General features: G+C 69.8%; 20 protein-coding genes. 9 read left to right on the top strand and 11 right to left on the bottom strand.

Annotation, left to right across the window (positions count from 1 at the left end):
• Positions 1-39: 39 nt before the first annotated feature.
• From OOK38_RS08680 to OOK38_RS08725, 10 genes are all read right to left on the bottom strand, one after another.
• Positions 40-909, bottom strand: a complete 870-nt coding sequence (locus OOK38_RS08680) for an FAH family protein (protein ID WP_266762078.1) — start codon at positions 907-909, stop codon at positions 40-42.
• The gene (locus OOK38_RS08685) at positions 906-2,096 is read right to left on the bottom strand and encodes a mandelate racemase/muconate lactonizing enzyme family protein (RefSeq protein WP_266762076.1); all 1,191 of its coding nucleotides are present in this window, start codon (positions 2,094-2,096) and stop codon (positions 906-908) included. Before OOK38_RS08685 ends, OOK38_RS08680 begins: the two co-directional genes overlap by 4 nt.
• Positions 2,089-3,006 carry an alpha/beta hydrolase gene (locus tag OOK38_RS08690; RefSeq protein ID WP_266762074.1) on the bottom strand — a complete coding sequence of 306 codons (918 nt, stop codon included), beginning with the start codon at positions 3,004-3,006 and terminating at the stop codon, positions 2,089-2,091. Before OOK38_RS08690 ends, OOK38_RS08685 begins: the two co-directional genes overlap by 8 nt.
• Entirely contained in the window at positions 3,003-4,799 is a 1,797-nt protein-coding gene (locus tag OOK38_RS08695; protein ID WP_266848304.1) for a GH3 auxin-responsive promoter family protein, read from the bottom strand. Before OOK38_RS08695 ends, OOK38_RS08690 begins: the two co-directional genes overlap by 4 nt.
• 97 nt (positions 4,800-4,896) lie before the next feature.
• The gene (locus tag OOK38_RS08700; RefSeq protein WP_266762070.1) at positions 4,897-5,475 is read right to left on the bottom strand and encodes a flavin reductase family protein; all 579 of its coding nucleotides are present in this window, start codon (positions 5,473-5,475) and stop codon (positions 4,897-4,899) included.
• A 133-nt stretch (positions 5,476-5,608) separates the two neighbouring features.
• Positions 5,609-6,718, bottom strand: a complete 1,110-nt coding sequence (locus OOK38_RS08705) for an LLM class flavin-dependent oxidoreductase (RefSeq protein ID WP_266762068.1) — start codon at positions 6,716-6,718, stop codon at positions 5,609-5,611.
• Positions 6,719-6,776: 58 nt separating this feature from the next.
• On the bottom strand, positions 6,777-8,042 hold the full coding sequence (locus tag OOK38_RS08710) for an ATP-grasp domain-containing protein (protein WP_266762066.1): 1,266 nt from the start codon (positions 8,040-8,042) through the stop codon (positions 6,777-6,779).
• On the bottom strand, positions 8,039-9,358 hold the full coding sequence (locus tag OOK38_RS08715; protein ID WP_266762064.1) for a PLP-dependent aminotransferase family protein: 1,320 nt from the start codon (positions 9,356-9,358) through the stop codon (positions 8,039-8,041). Before OOK38_RS08715 ends, OOK38_RS08710 begins: the two co-directional genes overlap by 4 nt.
• A 1-nt stretch (position 9,359) precedes the next feature.
• Positions 9,360-9,779 (bottom strand): YciI family protein, encoded by a 420-nt coding sequence (locus OOK38_RS08720; protein ID WP_266762062.1) that lies wholly within the window; start codon positions 9,777-9,779, stop codon positions 9,360-9,362.
• 143 nt (positions 9,780-9,922) lie between these two features.
• Positions 9,923-10,669, bottom strand: a complete 747-nt coding sequence (locus tag OOK38_RS08725) for an SDR family NAD(P)-dependent oxidoreductase (protein WP_266762060.1) — start codon at positions 10,667-10,669, stop codon at positions 9,923-9,925.
• Positions 10,670-11,499: 830 nt separating this feature from the next.
• Here OOK38_RS08725 and OOK38_RS08730 point away from each other — a divergent pair.
• The 7 genes from OOK38_RS08730 to OOK38_RS08760 all read left to right on the top strand — a co-directional run bounded on the left by OOK38_RS08730 (position 11,500) and on the right by OOK38_RS08760 (position 19,207).
• The gene (locus OOK38_RS08730; RefSeq protein WP_266762058.1) at positions 11,500-12,777 is read left to right on the top strand and encodes an MFS transporter; all 1,278 of its coding nucleotides are present in this window, start codon (positions 11,500-11,502) and stop codon (positions 12,775-12,777) included.
• 270 nt (positions 12,778-13,047) lie between these two features.
• Positions 13,048-14,262 (top strand): fatty acid desaturase, encoded by a 1,215-nt coding sequence (locus OOK38_RS08735; RefSeq protein WP_266848306.1) that lies wholly within the window; start codon positions 13,048-13,050, stop codon positions 14,260-14,262.
• A 39-nt stretch (positions 14,263-14,301) separates the two neighbouring features.
• Positions 14,302-14,757, top strand: coding sequence for a cobalamin-dependent protein (locus tag OOK38_RS08740; protein WP_266762054.1), 456 nt, complete (start codon positions 14,302-14,304; stop codon positions 14,755-14,757).
• Complete coding sequence (locus OOK38_RS08745) at positions 14,754-16,127, top strand: methylaspartate mutase (RefSeq protein ID WP_266762052.1); 1,374 nt, start codon at positions 14,754-14,756, stop codon at positions 16,125-16,127. The genes OOK38_RS08740 and OOK38_RS08745 overlap by 4 nt, the downstream gene beginning before the upstream one ends.
• Positions 16,128-16,180: 53 nt before the next feature.
• Positions 16,181-17,143: a quinone oxidoreductase gene (locus OOK38_RS08750; RefSeq protein WP_266762050.1), complete on the top strand. Its 963-nt coding sequence runs from the start codon at positions 16,181-16,183 to the stop codon at positions 17,141-17,143.
• Positions 17,144-17,185: 42 nt separating this feature from the next.
• Entirely contained in the window at positions 17,186-18,436 is a 1,251-nt protein-coding gene (locus OOK38_RS08755) for an ATP-grasp domain-containing protein (protein WP_266762048.1), read from the top strand.
• A 132-nt stretch (positions 18,437-18,568) separates the two neighbouring features.
• Positions 18,569-19,207, top strand: coding sequence for a uridine kinase (locus OOK38_RS08760; RefSeq protein ID WP_266762046.1), 639 nt, complete (start codon positions 18,569-18,571; stop codon positions 19,205-19,207).
• A gap of 227 nt (positions 19,208-19,434) precedes the next feature.
• On the opposite strand, the gene OOK38_RS08765 is transcribed toward OOK38_RS08760, so the two are convergent.
• Positions 19,435-20,229 (bottom strand): SigE family RNA polymerase sigma factor, encoded by a 795-nt coding sequence (locus OOK38_RS08765; protein WP_266762044.1) that lies wholly within the window; start codon positions 20,227-20,229, stop codon positions 19,435-19,437.
• A gap of 296 nt (positions 20,230-20,525) precedes the next feature.
• Between OOK38_RS08765 and afsQ1 the strand changes: the two genes are divergently transcribed.
• Positions 20,526-21,203: a two-component system response regulator AfsQ1 gene (gene afsQ1, locus OOK38_RS08770; RefSeq protein ID WP_037625670.1), complete on the top strand. Its 678-nt coding sequence runs from the start codon at positions 20,526-20,528 to the stop codon at positions 21,201-21,203.
• Positions 21,200-22,783: a HAMP domain-containing sensor histidine kinase gene (locus tag OOK38_RS08775; protein WP_266762042.1), complete on the top strand. Its 1,584-nt coding sequence runs from the start codon at positions 21,200-21,202 to the stop codon at positions 22,781-22,783. The genes afsQ1 and OOK38_RS08775 overlap by 4 nt, the downstream gene beginning before the upstream one ends.
• Positions 22,784-22,944 lie beyond the last annotated feature (161 nt).

The following is a 22,944-nucleotide window of genomic DNA, read 5'->3' on the forward strand; positions in this document are numbered from 1 at the left end:
GCGAGGGATTCGCCTGTGCGGCCCAACCCGACCGGCAGGTCAGTGCCAGTCCACCGTGTGCGTCAGCGTCACCCCGTGGGTGGCGAAGTCGATCTCGATCCGGTCCTGGTCGGCCAGGGTGAAACCGCTGTGGAAGCTGCTGCGGTCGGCGCCGAGGTAGACGTAGTGCACCCGGCCGGGGTGACGGAGACCTTCGTAGGAGAACAGCTCGGACATGATGTCGCGCAGTCCGTAGTGCAGGGCCTTGGTGCCGGTGGTGAAGCTGCCGCGCCAGACCTCCGCCGACTCCCGCTCGATGACGACCTGCCCGGTCACCTGGCTCGGCGGCGTCCCCAGGAAGAGCCACGGAGCCACGCCCGCGTCGCAGAGCTTCGCGTACGACAGATGCCCGGCGTGGCGCTTGAAGCGGCCGATGTCGGTGAGGTCGTTGCCGAAGGTGTAGCCGGCGTACTGCGGGGTTCCGTCCTCGTCGGTGACGTACACGAGGACGACCTCCGCCTCCTCCGTCAGTGCCACCGCGCCGCGCGGTGCGCGCAGCCGTTCGCCGGAGATCTTGAGGGAGTCGCCGAGTCCCTTGAAGAACCAGTTGGGCTGGGACTGGGTGGATGCGTCGACCTTGACGTTGTGGGTCTGCATGAAACCGCTGACCAGCGCGTCGCCGAGGGAGTCCGGCAGCAGCGGGGGCAGCAGCCGCACCTCGGCCGCCGGTACGGTGCGCGGCTCGCGGCCCGTCGTCAGCGCTGCCGTCAGCGCGGCGACGTCGCCGCCCGCGGCGAGCACCTGGGCCCGGAGATCGGTGTCGCCCAGCGGATACAGCGTGAGGACGGCGTCCTGGGCCGCGGCGTCCTCGGGTGCGCCGAGGCCGACGTACCGCACGCCCTCGTGGCTTGCTTCGTAGAGAGCCGTCATGGGGAAGTCTCCTCGGAGGTCGTGGGATGCCAGTCGGCGTGTGTCCAGTGGAGAACGGCCCAGCGCTCCGCCGCCTCCTCCAGGCGCAGGGCGAAGCCGGGACCGTCGGCCGGTGCGACGGTGTTGGCCGCGCGGTCGACGGCCGGGCGGGGCGAGACGATCGTGTCGGCCTCGGGGAAGAAGCGGTCGGACTGGCCGCCCTCGACGGCCAGGGCGTCCGGGGCGCGCAGGGCGAGTGCCCGGCTCGCGTTGATCAGCGGGCCGGTCTCCGCCACCTGGACGCCGATCTGGAAGCCGATCCCCGCCGAGCGGGCGTACTCGATCAGCCGGGCCGAGCGGAGCAGGCCGCCGTTCTTGGCGACCCGGACGTTCACGGCGTCGCACGCCTCGTGGGCCACCGCCGCGCGGGCGTCCTCGATGGTGCAGACCGACTCGTCGAGGAGGACGCCCACACCGGTCGCGCGGCGCAGGGCGCGCAGGTCCTCCCAGGAGCGGCGCGGCAGCGGTTCCTCGATCAGGGTCACCCCGGCGGCCCGGAGTCTTCGCGCGTAGGGGACGGCGGTGGCGGGTGTCCAGCTCATGTTGGCGTCCACCATCACGGGCAGCGCGGGCCCGAGCCGTTCCCGGATCGCGGTCACCGTGCGGACGTCCCGGTCGATGTCGTCGGACGCCTTGACCTTCACGAAGTGGAAGGGCCCGCGGGTGTCCAGGAACTCCTCGGCCCCGATGCTCAGATCCAGCACCTGGGAGATCGCGACCTTGTCGGCCACCGGAGCCCCCGGCCACACCAACTCGCCTGCCGACAGATCCAGTTGATGTCCGATCAGATCCAGTACGGCCGTCTCCAGGAGGCAGATGAGATTGTTGCCCCCGTCCACGCCGAAGGTCGCCTCGAAGCCGTCCTCCCGGAGCCGGTCGAGGAGCTGCCGGGCCGGCGTGGTGCGCAGCCGGGCGAACAGCTTGTCCAGCGGCACCTGCCGCAGCGCCTCCGACACGCTCCCGCTCGTCTCGCCGGTGACGTACGCCCGGGGCGCGCACTCCCCGACACCGGTCAGGCCGTCGAGCGTGAGGGCGAGCACCAGACTGTCGCTGGTGCTGCGGCGGGCCGCCGGGTGATCGAATCCGACGCTCATCGGCAACGCCACCCGGTACAGCCGCGCCGAGGAGCCCGCGGCGGAGTCAGGCATCGCGGTCCACGCCCTGGAGCAGCGTGTAGGCCGACGCCCAGTCGACCAGGTCGTCGCGGACGTCGGTGTAGAAGAGGTAGTGCCGGTCGGTGGGGAACTGGACGGCCAGGCCCCGGCCGGGGACCAGCTCGTGGAAGACCCGGCGGGTCGCCTCCAGGTCGATGATGGGGTCGGTGAGGCCGGAGACGAACGCGGCCGGGACGTCCGGCAGTCGGCGCCCCGGGTCGAGATAGAGACGTTCGAGGGCGAGCAGGGTGGCGCGGGAGCGGCGCGTCAACTGCCTCACGGCCAGGTCGTCGTGGTCGATGAAGTGCTGGTAGGCGGGGTCGTCGGTGAAGTCCGTGGCCTTCAGGCCGGCGTCCCAGAGCTCCTCGCCGCGCTCCGCCGCCAGTGCCGTCCGCTCCTCCTCGCCCAGCACCGCGTGCAGCCGCCCGAGCCAGGTCGAGCAGAAGATCGCGGCGTCGTAGCGGACGGTGAAGTCGGGGTGGTGCATGAGGGCCGCCAGGAAGGACCCGCCCAGGCAGTGGCCGAAGAGGGAGAGCGGGGCTTCGTCGCCGAGCCAGTCCCGCACGTACTCGAGGGCGTTGACGTAGTCCGCGACGATCGTCCCGACGTCGGGGATGGCCTGACGCTCGCCGCCGCTGATGCCGCTGCCCCGCCGGTCCAGGACGAAGAAGGCGATGTCGTTGTCGGCGAACCGGGGGCCCACCTCCCACAGCCAGCCCGCGTGGCTCTGCAGGCCGTGGAAATAGAAGACGGCACCCTTGCTCACGCCGCGCGGCCGCCACAGGTGCAGCGCCAGGTCGGTGCCGCCCGGGGTGCCGGAGCTTCCGGCCGTCCCGGTTCTTCCGGAGGAGAGGGTGATGATCTCGCGGCGGATGTTCTGCGGTGGCCTTTTGGTCTCGATCATCGGTGGGCTCCCGCGGTTTCGGTCGTCGGTGTGCTCCCGGACCGGGCGCCGACCAGGTCGTCGACGAAGTCGGTGTCCTGCTGGAAGGGCTTGTACTTGTACTGGGTGGCGTTGCCCTGCTGGCGCCGGCCCTCCGCGTACGCCGCGATGGAGTCGTGCGGGACCGTGTGGACCTCGATCGGGCCCAGGCGTCCGCTGTCCCGCTTGGAGGCGTACTCGATGTTGATGGTCTTCAGCTCGCGGTCGATGGCGTCGGCGAGGGACCGGTCCAGCTCCACGTCCGGCTCCGGCACTTCGCTCACCACGATGTAGTGCGGGGGTTCGCCCCACTGCGGCCCGCAGAAGTAGAGACCGCCCGCCAGGCCGTCGTCCGCCATGGCCTGGCCGATCGCCTGGGTGACCTGGGCCTCGGTGATCTTCTCGCCGGTGAAGGAGTGGAAGACGCCGTCCCGGTGGACGAAGTGCACCCAGGGGGTGCCGTCCACGATCCGGTCGACGTGGTAGATGTCGCCGCTCCACAGCCGGTAGAGGCCGTTGCCCTGCGTCATGATCAGGTGGTAGTCCCGGCCCGGCTCTATCTCGTCGAGCAGCAGGGTGTCGACCCGCACGCCCGCCTCGACGAGCGCGCCGAGCTCGACCTCGGCCGGCACGAACTCGAAGTACGCCTGGTTGACCGCGAGCGGCTGGCTGTCCAGCGAGCCGTCGACCGGGATGGTCGTCACGCCTTCGGTGCCGCAGCTCATGAACGGCATCGCGCCGACGCCCGGCAGCAGCGCGTCCAGCTTGGACTGGTAGAGCCCCGCGGAGGAGGACAGCCAGCAGCTGTAGAGGGTGAGCGAGGGCCAGACATCCTTGAGGCTGAACTCGCCCTTGTCCAGAACGGACTGCAGGTGCGCGGCGGTCTCCGGGTCCGGATCGCCGTACGGCTCGCCCTCGAGGGTGCCGGCTCGCAGGTCCCGGACGAGTTCCGGGCCGTGTTCGGCGATGAGGTCCCGCAGGGAGACCAGCGTGCTCGGGTTGATCGCCGAGACGAAATGCAGTTGCTCGCCCAGAAGATGACGGATGCGGTGGTACATCCGGCCGGCGTGCGAGGAGGGTGCCTCGGTGCCGAACCAGGGGGCCGCGGACCAGGGCGGGTTCCAGTCGCGGCTGTTGATCCGCGGATGGCGGTTGCTGATCGCCTGGTACCGGACGCCGTTGAGGTAGTCGTCGACACGCTCGTGGACGGTCTGGGTGTCGAGAGTGGCGTACGGGTGGGCGAGGATCTCCGGGTGGTGTTCGACGTACGTTCCCCACATGGCCTGCATCGCGGGGATCCGGTAGGTCAGCAGCCAGTGCAGCGTGTACGGGACCCGCTTGGGCGAACCCGTGGTGCCGCTCGTCTTGAGCCAGCGCAGGACCGGGCTGCAGGACAGGACCCCGCCCTTGGTGCGGGTCTCCCGGTCGATCTCGTCGGCGAAGTCGGGGTAGCGCATGACCGGGAGGACGGACCGGAAGAGACCGGCCGGATCGGCGGTCACGGCGTCGTAGCCGCGCTCCTTCCAGTGCAGCGAGTCGGCGCACAGGGCGACGACGTCCTCAAGTACCCGTTCCTGGGCGGACCTCGGGTCCTTCAGATCGGCCAGCAGCGCCGTACGAGCCCGTTGGCACTCCTGCTCGAAGGGGATCCGGCGGGCGTTCCAGTGCTCTTGCCACTGCTCCTGCCCGAGATCTTTCCCGTCCTCGTACCGGTGGTCCTGCCGGTGCTCTTGCGTGTCCTCGTGCGTGTCCTCGTGCGGGTGCGTAGTGCCCACGGCTTCAGCTTCTCCCTAGCTTCTTCCCTGCCTGTGGTGCCAAGGCCAATGACGTCGGATGGGACGGCTGCGCGGTGCGACGGCGGGGCGGGCGCATTCAGGCCGCCAGCCTGCGGAATCGCCCGGCGTGAAAGACGAGCGGTTCCGCCGTGTCCGTCACGGCGCCCTCGCCGACCGAGGCGATGACCAGTTCGTGGTCGCCCGCCGGATGGATCGCGGAGAGCCGACACTCCAGCCAGGCGACCCCGTCCGCCGGCAGGGGGTGCCCCGATGGGCTCCGTGCCCAGTCCCGGCCGGCGAAACGGTCGGCACCGGGTTCGCTGAACAGGCGGCACAGGTCGGCATGCTGCCCACCGAGGATGGTGACCGCGAAGCTGCCCGTCGCGCGGATGGCCGGCCAGGTCGTGGAGGTGTGAGCGGCGCACAGGGCGACCAGCGGAGGGTCGAGCGACACGGAGGTGAAGGAGTTGACGGCCATTCCGGCGGGGCCGCCGGGGGTCTGGGCGGTGACGAGCACGACGCCGGTGGCGAAGCGCCCGAGGATGTTCCTGAACTCGCGCTCTTTCAGAGCGGGTTGCTCCAGAGCGTGCTGTGTCGACAGCTGCCGTTCCGGCGTGCGCCGGGGTGGCGGCTGCCGCTGCGGCGCGTGTTGTTCCAGTACGTGCGGTGCTTCCACTCGGATCTCCGAAAGGGAAGGGCGGCGACCGTCCGGGATCACCGGACGGCCGACGCGGCTGCTCCCGGGGTCGCCGGGCGTGGGGTGACGCCGGCTGCCCGGGGTTCTCCGGGCCGTCTGTCCCGCGCGGGTGCTACCGGCCCCGGGCGGCGATCGCCCAGTCGACGGCCTCCTGCGGGCGGGCGGCGGAACCGTTGATCCTCGGCGCGACGTGGCGGGCGAGCAGTTCCAGGCTGCGGTTGGTGTTCTCGTAGGAGGTCCAGTCGGCGACGTACACCAGAAGCGTGCCGAAGCCGCCGGTCGCCTCCTGGAGGCGGCGGATGCCGGAGACCACCTCGTCGACCGAGCCGACGAGCGCGCCACCGGCCTCCACCCGGGCCTCCAGCGCACGGTCCCGGGACGCTCCGGGCGCCAGGACGTCACGGCCCGCCGCCTTCTTGAAGTACTCGAACAGCCAGCGGTCGTAGCCGTCGCGGACCTCGGCGAAGGCCTGCGCGCCGGTCTCGGCGACATGGACCGGGAGTGCGATGCGCCAGGCGTCGCGGCTGATGGTCTGCCCGTACTCGGCGGCCGCCTCCTCCGCGTGCTTCCACTGCTGGGCCAGGCCGATGTGCTCCTGGGTGCCCGGGGTGAGCAGGGCGAAGGGCAGCGCGAACGACGTCATGCTCAGCCCGTGCCGCCCGATCAGCCGGGGGCTGGTCACCGAGGTACCGGAGGTGGCCACGGCGACCTCGATCGGGCCGGGCCCGAAGCGCGGCAACTGGAGCTTGGCGTCCCTGAGTTCGTACCAGTCGGTCTTCTGGGTGACCCGCTCCTCCCCGTTGACCAGTTCGAGGACGGTCGGCAGCGCCTCGTCCAGCCGCTTGCGCTGCTCCTTCGCGTCCAGCCCGAACACCCCGGCCTCGAACGGCACACCGGGGCCGACGCCCAGGATGTACCGGCCCCGGCTGAGGTGGTCCAGATGGACCGCCCGGCTCGCCACGTGGAAGGGGTGGTGCCCGGAGAGCGGCACCACACCGTTCGCGAGCCGGATCTGCCGGGTCCGCTGGGACGCCGCGGCGATCAACGTCTCCGGCGCGCCGACCAGTCCCCACCCCAGCGTGTGGTGTTCCCCGAACCACGCCTCGTCGAAGTTGAGACGGTCCGCGTGCTCCACGAGTTCGAGATTCCGGTGGATCGCCAGATGCGGGTCCTGGCCCGTCTCGTGAACGGGCGAGAGAAAGAGGCCAATACGGCTGTGCACGGGGTTTCCTCCAGCGAGATGGTTCAGGCGAAAGGGAGTGCGGTGCTCAGGACTGTCTTCAGCGCACGGGCTCCTCCAGCCGGTACACCCCGTCCTTGAGCCGGCGCGCCACCTCGTAGTCGGCGACGAGAGTCTCGTCGTCGTCGGAGGTCAGATAGATCCGCAGGGCCGCCGTCAGCAGATCGGTGGTCGGCCGGATCCGGGCCCCCGGCCGGTACTTCACGCTCGTGAGGAAGACACTCGGCAGCGCGTTGATCGCCGCGACGGCCTCCTCGTCCACCGCCGCCACGATCCCGTCGAGCGTCGTCGGAGTGTTGTAGCTGTACGCGGACCGCAGCTTGCGGTAGACGCGCCCGCCGTGCGTGCGGGCGAAGCCGTCCGGATCCGTGTACGCCCGCGCGGTCAGCCCCGCCTGGTCGTGACCGAGGCACAGCTCCTGGAACCCGGGGTTCGTCTGTCCGTTGAGCCGGGTGGCTATCTCCACCAGGACCGGGCCCCGGTCGGTGACGATCACCTCGGCGTGCGCCGGCCCCCACGACACCGCGAGGGCGTCGAGCACCTCGTGCACGTAGGAGATCAGCGCCGGCACGGGCTCCTCGTCCGGGGCGAGCAGGATGTCCCGGTTGTAGATGTTCTGGCCCGACGGCAGGAGCGTCTTCTCGTACTTCCACACGCCGCTCGCGAACCGGTGTCCGTCGCTGCTGACCGTGTCGACGACGTACTCGGTGCCCTCGAGGTACTCCTGTACGAGCGCCTCCGTGTTGGCCCGCCCGAAGATGTCCCGGGCGGAGAGCACGTGCTCGGCCGCGTCGCGCACCTGGTCCGCGGCCTCGCAGATGAACACGCCGTCCGAGGCGGCCGAACTCAGCGGCTTGACGACGACCGGCCAACTCGCCCGGTCCTCGGCCCACTTGACGACCGCGGCGGCGTCGTCGCTCTTGAACTGGTCGGCACAGCGCACCCCGGCACGGCGCAGCGCCTCGATCATCTCGTACTTGTCGCGGCGGGCCGTCGACAGCGCGGTCCCGTTGGACTTCACGCCGAGCGCCTCGCTGAGCCGGTCCGCGAGTTCGACGGCGGACTCCTGGCCGGGGATGACGGCGACGGGGTCGTAGGGGCGCAGCAGTTCGACGAGTTCGGCCTCGTCGGAGGCGATGATGTTCTCCGCGTAGGCCGTGAGGTCGGGGGCCAGCATCGTGGGGATCAGTTCCGGGGTGCTCTGCACATGGATGACGCGGGCGCCGGCCGCGGTGAAGGCGGCGGGGTAGAAGTTTCCGGCCGAGTAGCCGTCGACGACGACGGCGGCGGGTGTGGGGGTGCTCATGCCCGTCCTTCGGATGCTTCGGATAGGTCTCGGGTGGTCGCCTCGATGAAGCGGGCGAGGCGCGCGATGCCCTCGCGGATCGCCGTGGGGGCCAGGTTGCTGAAGCCGAGCCGGATCTCCCGGTCGCCGCCGCCTTCGAGGTAGAACATGCTCATCGGCGCCCAGCTCACCCCGTACTCCCGCGCGGACCGCTCCATCGCGGCGAGGTCGGCGGTGAAGGGAACCTTCAGGGTGAGGAAGAACCCGCCGCGCGGGGTGTTCCAGCTGATGCCGTGGTCCGCGCCCGCGGGGAAGTGCTCGCCGAGCGCGGTCAGCGTCGCTTCCAGGCGCTCCTGGTACACGGCGGCCAACTCCCGGGTGGCGGACCGCAGATCATGGTCGTGCTCGACGAGATAGCCGCCGATCACCGCCTGGGAGAGGGTGGAGGAGCCGACCGTGAACATCGCCTTGGCCTTGGAGAGGGTCTGGGCGAGCGTGCGGACGGTGCCCGAGGCGTCGGTGACGTCCTGCTCGGCGACCAGATAGCCGAGACGGGCGCCGGGGAAGGCGGACTTGGCGAACGAGCCGAGGTAGACGACCCGGCCCTCGGTGTCCAGGGCCTTCAGGGTGGGCTGGGACTCGCCGTCGCGGGCGAACAGCCCGTACGGGTTGTCCTCCAGGATCACGAAGTCCTCCTCGGCGGCGACTTCGAGAAGCCGCTCGCGGGCCGCACGGGGCAGCACCGTCCCGGAGGGGTTGTTGAAGTCCGGCACCAGGTACAGCGCGGCGGCGCGCCCGCCCTCGGCCCGTACCGCGCGTGCCGCCTCCGCCACGGCCTGCGGGTCGAGTCCGTCCGGGCCCTCCAGGATTCCCCGTACGGGGATGTCGAGCATGCGGGCCGCGCCGCGGATGCCGACGTAGGCGGGCGAGACCGCGAGGAGCACGTCGTCGGGCGAGGCGAACAGACCGCGCAGGGCGATCAGCGCGGCCTCCTGGAACCCGTGCGTGATCATGATGGCCTCGGCCGGGACGTCGATCCCCTCGTCCCGCTTCAGCATCAGGGCGACCTCGTCCTGGATGAGGCCGTTGACGGGTCCGTACTGGAAAAGGAGCCGGGTGATGCGTTGTTCGGGGACGCCCCGGTCACGCAGATGCTTGATGTAGCGGTCTATGTAGAAGGTGAGTACGGAAAGGTCGTGGTTCCCGTCGTAGGGAGCTCCCGACGAGAAGGACAGCGCGTCGGGGAACCGCAGCGCCGTCTCGCTGAGGATCCGCATGGAATCCATCTCGGGATCTGCAATGCCCGCGTGCAGATCCGCCTGGTCGAACGAAGGCATGTCAGCTGGCCCTTTCCGTGCCCGTACCGGTTCCGATACCGGTTCCGGTGCCGGTTCCGATACCGGTTCCGGTGCCGGTTCCGATACCGGTTCCGGTGCCGGTTCCGGTGCCGGAGAGTTCCGGGGTGCGTCCGTTCAGCGCGGCCACCCAACTCCCCTTCCCCGGACTCCATTCCCGGATCCGGATGCTTGCGACGACTCCGCCCGTGACATAGGGCTCCTCGTCCAGAATTCGCTGGAGTTCAGCGCGGTTCTCCGCCTCGTAGAGAAGAATTCCCGCGTTCTCGCCGACGAGGGGTCCACCGAGCAGCAGTACGCCGCTGTCGGCGAGCCGGTAGAGATTCTCGGCGTGCGCCGGGTGCAGGCCCTGGCGGCCCGCCCGGTCGACGTTGTACTCGAATTCGACGACGAACTTCGTCATACCAAGCTCCTTGTACTGTGTCTTCCCGGCACTTCGGCGCGCGCTGTCCGAAAACCGTTTGCCGGGGGCGGGCCTCGGTGAATCGCGCCCATCACGAAGGGGCCGCACGGCCTCTCGGAACCACGCGGCGGGTCGATCGTGGATCACATGTAGAGGCCGCCGTTGATGTCGATGACGGAGCCCGTGGAGTAGCCGGCGCTCTCGGAACACAGGTGCAGCACACTGCCGACGGCCTCGGCGACCGTGCCGTAGCGGCCCATCGGCAGTGCGGCGAGCACCGCCGTCTTCGCCGCCTCGTCGCGGCGCTCGAAGGCGCCCGCGACCCGGGCGGTCGCGATGGGTCCGTGGGCGACGACATTGGCCACCACCCCGGTGCCGGCCAGTTCGTGTCCCAGTTGCTTGGTCATGCCGATGACAGCCGCCTTCGCGCCGACGTACGCGGCGTTGTTGAAGTGGCTGTAAGTGCGCCCACCTGCGGAGGCAAAGTTGACGATGCGGCCGTAGCCGTCCTCGACCATCCGCGGCGCACAGACCTTGACCGCGATCCAGGTGCTGATCACGTTCTCCAGATGGGTCTGCTCGAAGTGCTCGCGGGTGAGGTCCGCGTACCCGATGACCCGGGTGTCTCCGCCGACCCCGTTGACCAGAACGGAGGGCGCGTGCCGCTCGACGATATCGGCCAGCTGCCGCTCGGCGGCGGAGATGTCGGTGATGTCGCCGACGACGAACTCGACCTTTGTCAGCTCGGCGAGTTCGTCCGCGAGACGGGAGACGGTCTCCTCGTTCCTGTCGAAGAGGACGAGCGGGTGCCCCTCCTTCGCCAGCCCTCGGGCCACCTCCGAGAGGATTCCGCCGGCGGCACCGATCAAGAGCGCAGTACGTGCGGTCACTTTGCTATTCACCTTGGCTTTTCCGGGTTGGTGACCCTGAACGAGCAGGGCCCTTGTGGGGGTAGCTCGGTAAATCTCCATGCCAAATTAAGCCGACTGGTATTCGGCCACGACGCGATAGGAGTGGTTCACACACAAGAGGAATGACACCGCGGCAAGAGGATCGATGCCCCCTTACGAGGAATGCCTCCTTCAACTTCTCCCGTACGCTGAAACGCGCCAAGGGGAGAGTCTGGCACCCCCCGGCTCCACCTAGACGATCACTCAACTCCTGGCCCGTGTCAACGAGTTACGGACCACCGTTCGTCCGATGTTCGCAATCCCGCAATCACGACACTCTTCGGCCGCATCCACTTGCCTAACCGCCTGGATATCGTTGATCCTTGCCGACGGACGTATCCGGCCGAGGGTCGATAACCGGCCGGTGCGGCCACCGGCAGTATGGGACACCGGCCGCCGAATCTGTGTGAACGCCGTATGAAATGGCTCCGGACCGCCCTGTCCGAAGCCACCGACATTCTGGAGAATTGGACATCTCGGGCCATGCCCGAGGCGTGGACAAGGGGGAGAGACACCGGTGATTGAGTCAATAGCGGATAACATTCCAGCCAGCATGTCGCCGGAATCGGCCATTCTCGCCGACCGGCTCTGTCGCCCGTCGTTCTCCCTCGCCGCGCGTGCCGCGGCGGTGCCGGCAGACCGGTAACAGCCTGCGCCCGACGCAGGTCCCCGCGGCCGACGGGTCCACCGACCCGCCCCGGCCGGGGCTTCCCCACCCGACAGGCCGCCGTACAACGGCGCCCGCGGAACGACGACCGGATGAACGGACCATGCAGCCCAACTCTCCTTGGCGGATACCCGACTTCCGCACCCTGTTCACCGCATCCGCCCTCAGCCAGCTCGGCGCGAACATCAGCTACGTCGCCATCCCGCTCGTCGCCGTCACCGCGCTGGACGCCGGCCCCGGCCAGGTCGGCGCGCTCGCCACGCTGAGCACGGTCGCCTTCCTGGTCATAGGCCTGCCGGCCGGGGCCTGGGTGGACCGGCTGAGTCACCGCCGCGTGCTGATCGTCGCCGACCTGGTCCGGGCCATGCTCCAACTCACCGTGCCGGTGGCATATTGGCTGGATTCCCTCACCCTCGGCCAGCTGTACGCGGTCGTCCTGCTGAACGGCTGTGCCACGGTGTTCTTCGACGTGGGTTCGCAGAGCGTGCTGCCCCAACTGGTCGCCCGGGACAGCCTTGTCCGGGCGAACGCCGACATCAACACACTGATCGCCGTCGGGAACGTGGGCGGGCGCAGCGCGGGCGGCGGGCTCGTCTCGCTGCTCACGGCGCCCGCGGCCGTGTTCTTCAGCGCCGGCACCCACCTGGCCTCCGGTCTCACCCTGCTCTTTCTGCGGCGCACCCCGGCACCGGCCGCACCGCCCGCCGGGACGCGCACCCGGCTGTGGACACAGATCGGGGAGGGGGTGCGGCATGTCCTGGGCAACAGGGAACTGCGGGCGCTCGCGCTCACCGCGGCCCTCGGCAACCTCGGCTCGTCTGTGATCAACACCATGCTGCCGATCTGGTTCGTGCGTGAACTGGGCCTCTCCGGCGGGGCGTTGGGACTGTTCTGGGCGGCCGGCGGGGTCGGTCTGCTGATCGGCGCCCGCAGCGCCCGGCCGATCGCGGCCCGGCTGGGCTTCGGACGGACCCTCGGCATCGCCGGGCTGTGTCTGGCGCCCGCGGGGCTCCTGGTGCCGTTGGTCGACCGGGGGGTGTGGCTGGTGATCGCCGGAGCCGGCTGGTTCCTCGCCATGTTCAAGGTGGGCATGGACAACGTGCTCGGCGTCAGCCTGCGTCAGCGGATGACCGCCGACTCGCTGCTCGGCCGTATGAACGCCACCTTCAGGTTCCTGCTCACCGGGGCGCTCGCCATCGGCGCCGCGATCTCCGGTGTGCTGGGCGAGCTGATCGGCGTACAGGCCACGCTGTGGGTGGGCGGGGTGTTCGTGGCCACGGCCTTCATCCCGGTGTTCCTCTCACCGGTGCGCACCCGGCGCGAACTGCCGGAGCAGCGACAGACGATCAGCGCCGAGACGGCACCCCCGTCGGAGTCCTGAACAGACCTGTTCGGGACCGCCGGGAACAAGAGTCCGGCGGGGGCCCACGGATCGACGGGCCAAGAGCCGTTTCAGCATGCCCTTCGGAATGCCGGGCGCCTGCTCTCCCGGCGTGATTTCACGTGGAATTCACAGTTCTCCGGCGCAGTCATGAACGCGTTCATTTGACGATTGAAAAAGGTTGACCTTACCGGCGAGTTCCTGTCAGGATCATCGGCGCACCCGAACCGATATCAGGCACTCACAAACTCCCTGACCTCAAGGAGTGCGATGGCAGCCATCGACAGTGGCTTCCGAACCGAAGGCATTGCGGATTACTTGGATCCTCGCGAAACCATGCGCGCTCTGCCCCGGTTCATCCAGTACCCACTCACCCTATTTACCGGGAAACCGCTCGCCGGGCAGAAATCCCTGTCCTGGTGGACACCCGGATTTCATCTCGCGACGGCCGCCCTCTCCATGGCCGTCGGCGTCGGGATCAGCTGCACCGCGCTGATCCTCGGCGCCTACTGGTTACTGCTCCTGCTGCCGGGCTGGGCCGTGACCCTGCACGGCATGCGCAACCTGCGCATGATGATCTACCACCAGTGCTCGCACCGGAACATGTACCGCAACCGGCGCCTGGACACGGTGATCGGCCGGGCCACCTCGAGCCTGCTGATCATCCAGAACTTCGCCCGCTACAGCCGCGAGCACGTCAGCGATCACCACGCCGCCCACCACATGACGCTCCGCGACCCCACGGTGCAAGCGTTCCTGGTCAGCCTTAACCTGCACCCCGGGATGACCCGCCGGCAGATGTGGCGCCGGGTCCTGGGCAAGCTGTTCTCGCCGTGGTTCCACCTCAACTTCACGGTGGCGCGTGCCCGTTCGTTCTGGCACGACTCCGCCCCGGCGGAGAAGGCGATCAGCCTCACGCTGTACGGGGGTGCGGTGGCGGCCACCGTGGCGACGGGCACCTGGCCGGCGCTGCTCATCGTCTGGTTCGTCCCGCTGCTTCCGCTGTTCCAGGTGAGCAACACCCTGCGGCTGTGTGTGAAGCACACCTTCCCCGAGCCGCATCTCGAAGTGCGCCGGGGCAAGGAATATTTCGGCAGTCTCACCAACGCGATATTCATCGGCGAACCGGCTCCTTCTCCGGATCTGCCGGTTCTGAGACGCGCGGCGGCCTGGTCCGGCTGGACAGCCCGCATGCTGTTCGTGCACGCGCCGGCGCGCTTTCTGGTGCTCACCGGGGACACGGTGGTGCACGACTTCCACCACCGTTATCCGTCCACCCCGAAATGGGCGAACTACATCTTCGAACGGCAGGCGGACGCCGACAGGGGAAGTCCGGGATGGGGTCCGTACAAGCAGGTCTGGGGAATTGTCCCAGCGATCAACCTGGTCTTCGATTCCCTGTCCGCAGCAGACCCCGAGGAATTCGACATAAAACGTCTGCGTGAGGTCAGCAAGCGGGAATTGTTCGCGGCATTCGACGACTAGTCACTGCGCCATCCGCCCATAGTCCACCGGGGGTTATCCATGCGGCACGAAGACGCACCACAGGCAGAGCAGACCCGCACCGTCATCCTCGGCGTGGCCGCCAGCGACAGCCACGTCGTGGCCAACCACCTGATCGCCCACGCCCTGCGCGCCCGGGGTTTCCATGTCGTCAACCTCGGCACCTGCACCCCGGTCGCCGAGTTCACCGAAGCCCATGCCGAGCACCCCGAGGCCGAGGCCGTGATCATCGGCAGTCTCAACGGGCACGCGTACGAGGATCTCCAGGAACTGCCCGTGGCCCGTGCCCAGGGCCGGCTGGACTGCCCGGTCATCCTCGGCGGCAACCTCTCCGTGGGCAGCAACAAGGAGAGCGCCGACATCGAGCGGCTGCGACAGCTCGGGGTCGATGTCATCCTGTCCGACCCCGAGCTGCTGCCGGCCACCCTGGACGAACTGCGCGAACGCGCCCTGGCCCGCGACACCGTCGCCTCATGACCGACCCCGTCACTCCGTCCGAACCGCCTGAGCTGCCCTCGCTGGGCGAATCCCTGTCCTATGTCAGGGAGTTGGGAAAGCCGACCGCGGCCGAAGTGCTGCACACCGCACGCGCCGAGGGACGCGTCGCGCTGCAACCACGCTGCGGTGTCGGCTCGCACGCCCAGATGACGACCCTGCTGCAGGACCTGGAGCGGCATGCCGCCCCGGACATCCTCACGCTCACCATCGACTCCCACACCCGGCTGAAACGGTTCGACAACGCCAGGGCGGCGCTGCTGCGCAACCCCGCGGACCTCAACGGCTATCCCCTGGTCACCCACGGGTGGCTCAGGGGACGCCAGTTGAACGAGGCCGTGCGGGCACCGCTGGAGGTCCGGCACGGCTCACCCGACGCGCGGCTGCTCTTCCGCACGGCGGTGGCGTCCGGTATCACCTCGTTCGAGGGCGGCGGGATCTCCTACAACCTGCCCTACTCCAAGGCGGTTCCGCTGACCGAGTCGCTGGCCGCCTGGCAGGAGGTCGACGCGCTGTGCGGAGATCTCGCGCGGCGCGGACTCGTCGTGGACCGCGAGCTGTTCGGCACCCTGACCGCCGTGCTGGTGCCGCCGTCGATCTCCCTCGCCGTCAGTGTCCTGGAGGCGGTGGCGGCGGCCCGCGAGGGCGTGAAGTGCATCTCGGTGGCGTATCCGCAGGGCGGCCACTTCGAGCAGGATGTGGCCGCGCTGCGGGCGGTCCCCGCACTCGCCGCCCGCTATCTGCCGGAGGACGTCGAAGTCCACGCCGTGCTGCACGAGTTCATGGGTGTCTTCCCGCGCGAGCGGGCCCACGCCGAGGACCTCATCCTGTACGGCGCCCTGGTCGCACGGCTCGGCGGCGCCACCAAGCTGATCACCAAGACGTATCTGGAGGCGTACGGAATCCCCGACACGCGCGCCAATATCGACGGACTGCTGCTCGCCTCCCGAGCCAACTCCCCGCTCCTGGACTTCATCCAGCTGGACGAGGAACGAATAGGACACGAGAGGGAGTTGATCCTGCGGGAGGTGGCCGAGATCGTGGAACCCGTCCTCGCGTCCGGCGACCTCCACAAGTCCATCGCCACCGCCTTCGAGGAGGGACGACTCGACATCCCGTTCAGCGCCAGCCGCTATGCCCGCTCCGAGGTCATTCCCCGCCGCGCGGCCGACGGCGCCATACGCTATTTCGCCAGTGGATCGCTGCCGTTCTCGGCCCGCACCCGCAAGCTCAACGAACAGGGCCTCGAGTCGGACGACGGAACGCGGATCGGCGACATGGTGAAGGGCCTGACCCGGGACATCAACCACTTCCTGAACGTCTTCGGCGAGAGCCCGACCATCCCGTCCTGAGCATCCACAGCACCTCACAGCGCCCGCGCACAATCCAGGAGTTGGCAGAGAACATGCAGTCCATTCGCGTGACCAAGCCCGGCGACGCCTCCGAACTCCGCCCGGAGGAGGTCGAGTCTCCCGTACCCGGCAACGGCCAGGTCCTGGTCCGCAACACGGCCGCCGGTGTCAACTTCATCGACGTCTACTACCGCAACGGCAGCTATCCCGCCGAGGCCCCCTTCACCCCGGGCCAGGAAGGTGCCGGAGTCGTCGAGTCCGTCGGCGCCGGAGTGACCGCGTTCGCCCCCGGTGCCCGTGTCGCGTACGCCACTCAGCTGGGCGCGTACGCCGAGTACACCGTGGTCCCCGAGGACAAGCTGATCCCCGTACCCGACGGCGTCGACCTGGCCGACGCCGCCGCCGTCACCCTCCAGGGGATCGCCGCGTACTACCTGACCCACCAGACGCACCCCGTCGCCGAGGGCGAGACCGTGGTGGTGCTGGCTGCGGCGGGCGGCCTCGGCCGCCTCCTGGTCCAGCTGGCCGCGGCCCGCGGAGCGGAGGTCATCGCCGTCACCTCCAGCCCCGAGAAGGAGCGGATCGCCCGCGAGGCGGGCGCCCGGCACACCCTCGGCTACGACACGTTCGACGAGGCCGTCCGCGAACTGACCGACGGGAAGGGCGCCCAGGCCGTGTACGACTCGGTGGGCGCCGCCACCTACCTCACCAGCCTGCGCAGCGTCGCCCGCCGGGGCACGCTCGCGATCTGCGGCCTGTCCAGCGGCGCGGTGCCCCCGCTGGACATCGAACTGCTGCGCGGCGGCGGGTCACTGTTCCTGACCCGGCCGACCATGAAGGACCACGTGTACGACGCCGAGACGCTGCGCGCCGCCGGCGGCGCCGTCTTCGGACACGTCGCCGACGGCGTCCTGCGGCCGCACATCCACGCGTCCCTCCCGCTGGGTGAGGCCGCCGAGGCGCACCGCCTGCTGGAGAGCCGCGCCACCACCGGCAAGCTGCTGCTGACGCCCTGACGCCGTCCCCGACCTTCTCGACTCACCACCACAGGAGCACAGATGGCCCAGCCGACCAGCCCCCAACTCCTCTTCGTCGGCGGAGCTGGGGACGCCACCCTCGCCGTGGACGTCGTGACGCACGCCCTCACCCAGGCACGCGCGCGCGGCCTTCGCGTCCATGTCACCAACCAGGAAGCCACCCTCGCCGCCACCCCCACCATCACGGCGCAGGCCGACGCGGTGTCCGCCGTGGACTTCGCGGAGCGCGGCGCCAGTGCCGCCTGGGCCCGGGAGCGGGTCGCGGCCGGGGACAGGTTCGACATCGCCTTCGGTGTACGGGAGATGGCGCAGGAAGCGGTAGCCGAGGTCGCCGACGCGCTCGGCGTCGCCGGCAACCCGCCGGAGGCGGTCCACCGGATCCGTACCAAGGACGAGGCCCGCGCGGCCCTAGCCGCCGCCGGTTTCCGCCAGCCCCTGTTCCGGGTCTGCGCGGACCAGGCCCAGGCGGCCGACTTCCTCACGCGGTCCACCGGGCCGTGGGTGGTCAAACCGCGCGACGCGATGGGCAGCGAGGGCGTGACCCGCGTCGACGGCGCGGACGAGCTTCCGGCCGCACTCGACTTCCTGCCGGACAAGGCCGCCTTCATCGTCGAGGAGTTCATCGAGGGCCCCGAGTACAGCGCCGAGGGTGTCTTCCTCGACGGGGTGCCGCACATCCTCGCCCTCACCTCGAAGGAGCTGCTGCCGCCGCCGAACTTCTTCGAGATCGAGTACGTCATCCCGGCGATCGTGCCGGACGCGCAGCGCGAGGAGATCGAGCAGCAGGTCTCCGCCGCCCTCACCACCCTGGAGCTGCGCTACGGCCAGTTCCACGTCGAGCTGTGGTGGACCGCGACCGGCGTCGTCCTCGGCGAGGTACACATCCGCAACGCCGGCGGCTGGATCCACCGCATGCTCACGCATGTCATCCCCGGCCTCGAGTGGTTCGGCCTGGTCTACGACGACGCACTGGGCCGTCCCGTCGACAGGAGCGCCCTCAAGCCGCTGCGCGGCTCGGCGATCCGCTTCCTGACCCCGCCCCCGGGGCGTCTGACCGCGATCGAGGGCTGGGACGAGGTCGTCGCGCACCCCTCCGTGATCCACTCCGAACTGAGCGTCTCCGTGGGCGACGTCATCGAACCGCACCGCTCGGTCGGCAACCGCGTGGCGCTCATCGCGGTCGGCGCGGACACCGCCGAGGAGGCGCAGGCACTGGCCCGGAAGCTGGACGCGTCGGTCCGTTTCGTGACGGAGCCCGCGGCCGGATCGTGACGGAGGCCGTTCGCCGGATCGTGACGGAGGCCTCGTCGCACTGACCGGAGCGGGGGTCCCGGGACAGGGATAATGTCCGGGAGGTTGCCGACAGGCGGCGAGGCCAGGTCGAGTCACAGAAGGTACAGAGAATTGGGTTCCCATCCCCCGATACCCACCCGCGTGGTGCTGCTCTGCGGCCCCTCCGGCTCCGGGAAGTCCCTTCTCGCGGCCGACTCCGGCCTCCCCGTGCTCCGCCTCGACGACTTCTACAAGGAGGGCACCGATCCGACGCTGCCCCAGGTGGAGGACAGCGCGGACATCGACTGGGACCACCCGCTGTCCTGGGACATGAGCGCCGCGGTCACCGCGATCGAGGAGCTGTGCCGCACGGGTCGTACGACCGTCCCCGTGTACGACATCTCGCTGAGCGCCCGTACCGGCAGGGAGGCGCTGCACATCGAGCGGACCCCGCTGTTCATCGCGGAGGGCATCTTCGCCGCCGAGATCGTCGGGCGCTGCCGGGAGCTGGGTCTGCTGGCCGACGCGCTGTGCCTGTCACGCGGCCCGGTGACGACGTTCCGCCGGCGCTTCCTCCGGGATCTCAGGGAAGGCCGCAAGTCGGTCCTCTTCCTGCTGCGTCGCGGCTGGCGTCTGATGCGCGCCGAACGCTCCATCGTGGCCCGCCAAGCGGCGCTCGGCGCTCACCCCTGCGACAGGGACGAGGCGCTCGGCCGGCTGACGGCCGCGGCGGCCGGACGCCACACGTCCCCCCGTGCGACAGCCGCGTAGGCGCTGACCCGGGAACGGGCAACGAAAAGAGGTCCAGGCGAACCCCCGTCCGCCTGGACCTTCTTCCGTTTTCCCCCGTGGTCCCCCGTGGCACGGTGCGTTCCCCGTGACCCCGTTTCCCCGTGACCCCGTTCCCGCCGGCTCCCCCCGGAACCGGCAGTCCCCCGTCGTCGGCTCCCCCCGGAACCGACTCCCCCGTGTTACCTGTTACCGCTCCCCCCAGACCTTCAGGCGACAAGCTCCCCGAAGGACTCCTCCTCGTCACGGCCGAAGCTGAGGACCTCGTCCTCGCGCATCCGGCGGAGCGACCGCCAGATGCTGGACTTCACCGTGCCGACACTGATGTCGAGGATCTCCGCGATCTCCGGGTCGGTGCGGCCCTCGTAGTAACGGAGGACCAGCATCGTCCGCTGGAGTTCGGGCAGCCGGGCCAGCGCCTGCCACAGGACCGCGCGCAGCTCGGTGCCGCGCATGGCGTCCGTGTCACCGGGCGTCTCCGGCAGTTCCTCGGTCGGGTACTCGTTCAGCTTGCGGCGGCGCCACGCGCTGATGTGCAGATTGGTCATGGTGCGGCGGAGGTATCCGCCGACCGCGGCCTTGTCACTGATCCGGTCCCACGCCCGGTACGTCGAGAACAGCGCGCTCTGCAGCAGGTCCTCGGCCTCGAAGCGGTCGCCGGTCAGGTGGTAGGCGGTTGCGTACAGGGAGGCGCGGCGCTCCTGGACGTAGGCGGTGAACGCCGCTTCGGCATCCCCTGCCCCCGCCTCGGAGTGACGCTCCCCCGTGACCTCCCCGTACGCGGCTCCCCCGTGAGCCTTCCCCCCGGCCGTACCCACGGCGGCCGGCGCCGTGGTGCTTTCCCCCGTGAAAGCGTCAACCACCGTCATGTACACGGTGTGCTGACGCCCGGCGCCGCGAGCGCACCCCCGCCCGCTCACGGCTCCGGACTTCTCCGTCGCCCGGGTGACGTCGTGGAGCCGCGTGACTACTGCGCTAGTGCTGGTGCTGTGCAGCGTGTTCATCTCGCGCCCCCCGTCGTGGAGTCCCGGTTGTTCGGTTCGTTCCGTCGTGCGTCCTGCCTTGTGTCGAAAAGCTTGCCCGGGCCACTTCATGGCCGTGTCCGCCGACTGTCACAGACCTGTCACAGGGCCCGTCGCCAGGCGCGCCACAGCGCGATCACAGAGAAGAGCGGTACGACTACGCAGATGACCACTCGGGCCCTCCCGGCCGCCCGCGAGGGCCATCGTTGCGCGCGGGAGACGAGTGGGAGCGCTCCAACGGTCGATACACGGCCATGACATGGGCCAGAATGACGACCGTGCCTTCCCTGTTGCTGATCGAGGACGACGACGCCATCCGCACGGCCCTGGAGCTCTCTTTGACGCGCCAGGGACACCGCGTGGCCACCGCTGCCACCGGCGAGGACGGTCTGAAGCTGCTGCGCGAGCAGCGGCCGGACCTGATCGTGCTGGATGTGATGCTGCCCGGCATCGACGGATTCGAGGTGTGCCGGCGCATCCGGCGCACCGACCAGCTGCCGATCATTCTGCTGACCGCGCGCAGCGACGACATCGACGTCGTGGTCGGACTGGAGTCCGGCGCCGACGACTATGTCGTCAAGCCGGTGCAGGGCCGGGTGCTCGACGCCCGGATCCGTGCCGTGCTGCGCCGCGGCGAGCGGGAGGCGAACGACTCCGCGTCGTTCGGTTCGCTGGTCATCGACCGTGCCGCCATGACGGTCACCAAGAACGGCGAGGATCTGCAACTGACACCCACCGAGCTGCGGTTGCTCCTGGAGCTGAGCCGCCGGCCCGGACAGGCCCTGTCCCGCCAGCAGTTGCTGCGTCTGGTGTGGGAACACGACTACCTTGGCGACTCGCGTCTGGTCGACGCCTGTGTGCAGCGGCTGCGCGCCAAGGTGGAGGACGTGCCGTCCTCTCCCACCCTGATCCGTACCGTGCGCGGCGTCGGCTATCGGCTGGACAACCCTCAGTGACCAAACCGCAGGACAAGCTCCGCGGCTGGGCCGCGGCGCGCAAGGCACTGCTGTCCGGTCTGCGCTTCACCAGCCTGCGGCTGCGCCTGGTCGTGGTGTTCGGGCTCGTCGCCCTGACCGCAGCCGTCTCGGCGTCGGGCATCGCGTACTGGCTCAACCGCGAGGCCGTGCTGACGCGTACGCAGGACGCGGTGCTGCGTGACTTCCAGCAGGAGATGCGCAACCACGCGAGCATGCTGCCGGTTCACCCGGCGCAGGACGAACTCCGGCGCACGGCGCGGCAGATGGCGGACAGCAGCCAGCGCTTCAGTGTGCTGCTGGTCGCCGAGGACGTGAACGGCAAGACGATCGCCGGGAACTCCGAGCTGGACACCTTCACCCTGGAGGACGTGCCCAAGTCCCTCCAGAAGGCGGTGAACAAGCAGCAGCCGCTCTCCTCGAACAACAAGTCCGCGTACCACTTGTACTGGCAGCGGATCACCGACCACGACAAGCCGTACCTCGTGGGCGGCGCGCGGGTGATCGACGGCACGACGACCGGTTACATGCTCAAGTCCCTGGAGCCGGAGGCCAAGGACCTCAACTCGCTGGCCTGGTCGCTGGGGATCGCGACCGGGCTCGCGCTGATCGGCTCGGCGCTGCTCGCCCAGGCCGCCGCGACCACGGTCCTCAAGCCGGTCCACCGGCTGGGCATCGCGGCCCGCCGGCTCGGCGAGGGCAAGCTGGACACCCGGCTACGGGTCTCCGGCACGGACGAACTCGCCGATCTGTCACGGACGTTCAACCGGACGGCGGAGTCCCTGGAGAAACGGGTCGCGGACATGAGCGCACGGGACGAGGCGTCCCGCCGCTTCGTCGCCGACATGTCCCACGAACTCCGTACGCCGCTGACCGCGATCACCGCCGTCACCGAGATCCTCGAAGAGGAACTGGACGCGGAGACCGGCAGCGTCGACCCGATGATCGAACCGGCCGTACGGCTGGTCGTCAGCGAGACCCGGCGCCTGGGCGATCTCGTCGAGAACCTGATGGAGGTGACCCGCTTCGACGCGGGCACCGCCCGGCTCATCCTCGACGACGTGGACATCGCCGACCAGATCACCGCGTGCATCGACGCGCGCGCCTGGCTGGACGCCGTCGACCTGGACGCCGAGCGCGGCATGACGGCCCGGCTCGACCCGCGCCGCCTCGACGTGATCCTCGCGAACCTGATCGGCAACGCGCTCAAGCACGGCGGTTCGCCGGTCCGGGTGTCGGTGCGCGTGGAGGGCGAGGAACTGGTCATCGAGGTGCAGGACCACGGCCCCGGCATCCCCGAGGACGTCCTGCCCCACGTCTTCGACCGTTTCTACAAGGCCAGCGCGTCCCGCCCGCGTTCCGAGGGCAGTGGTCTCGGCCTCTCCATCGCCCTGGAGAACGCGCACATCCACGGCGGCGAGATCACCGCGGCGAACGCGCCCAAGGGCGGGGCGGTGTTCACCCTGCGCCTGCCCCAGGACGCGTCGGAACTGCTCGCCGACGACCCGCAGGGCCGTAACGGTTCCGCGCACGGGAACGGCACGGAAGGCACCGCCGGATGACGACCGCACGCTCCACCGACCGCCGGCCCACCGGCACCCCGGAGACCGTCCCCCGGACCACCGGCACCCCGGAGGCCGCCCGGCCGCGGACCGCCGGCACCCCGGAGACCGGCTGCTCGCAGGCCGCCCGTTCCCCGGAGACCGCCCCTCCGCGGGCCACC

This window comes from Streptomyces sp. NBC_00568 (assembly GCF_026341855.1).
Lineage (GTDB): Bacteria > Actinomycetota > Actinomycetes > Streptomycetales > Streptomycetaceae > Streptomyces.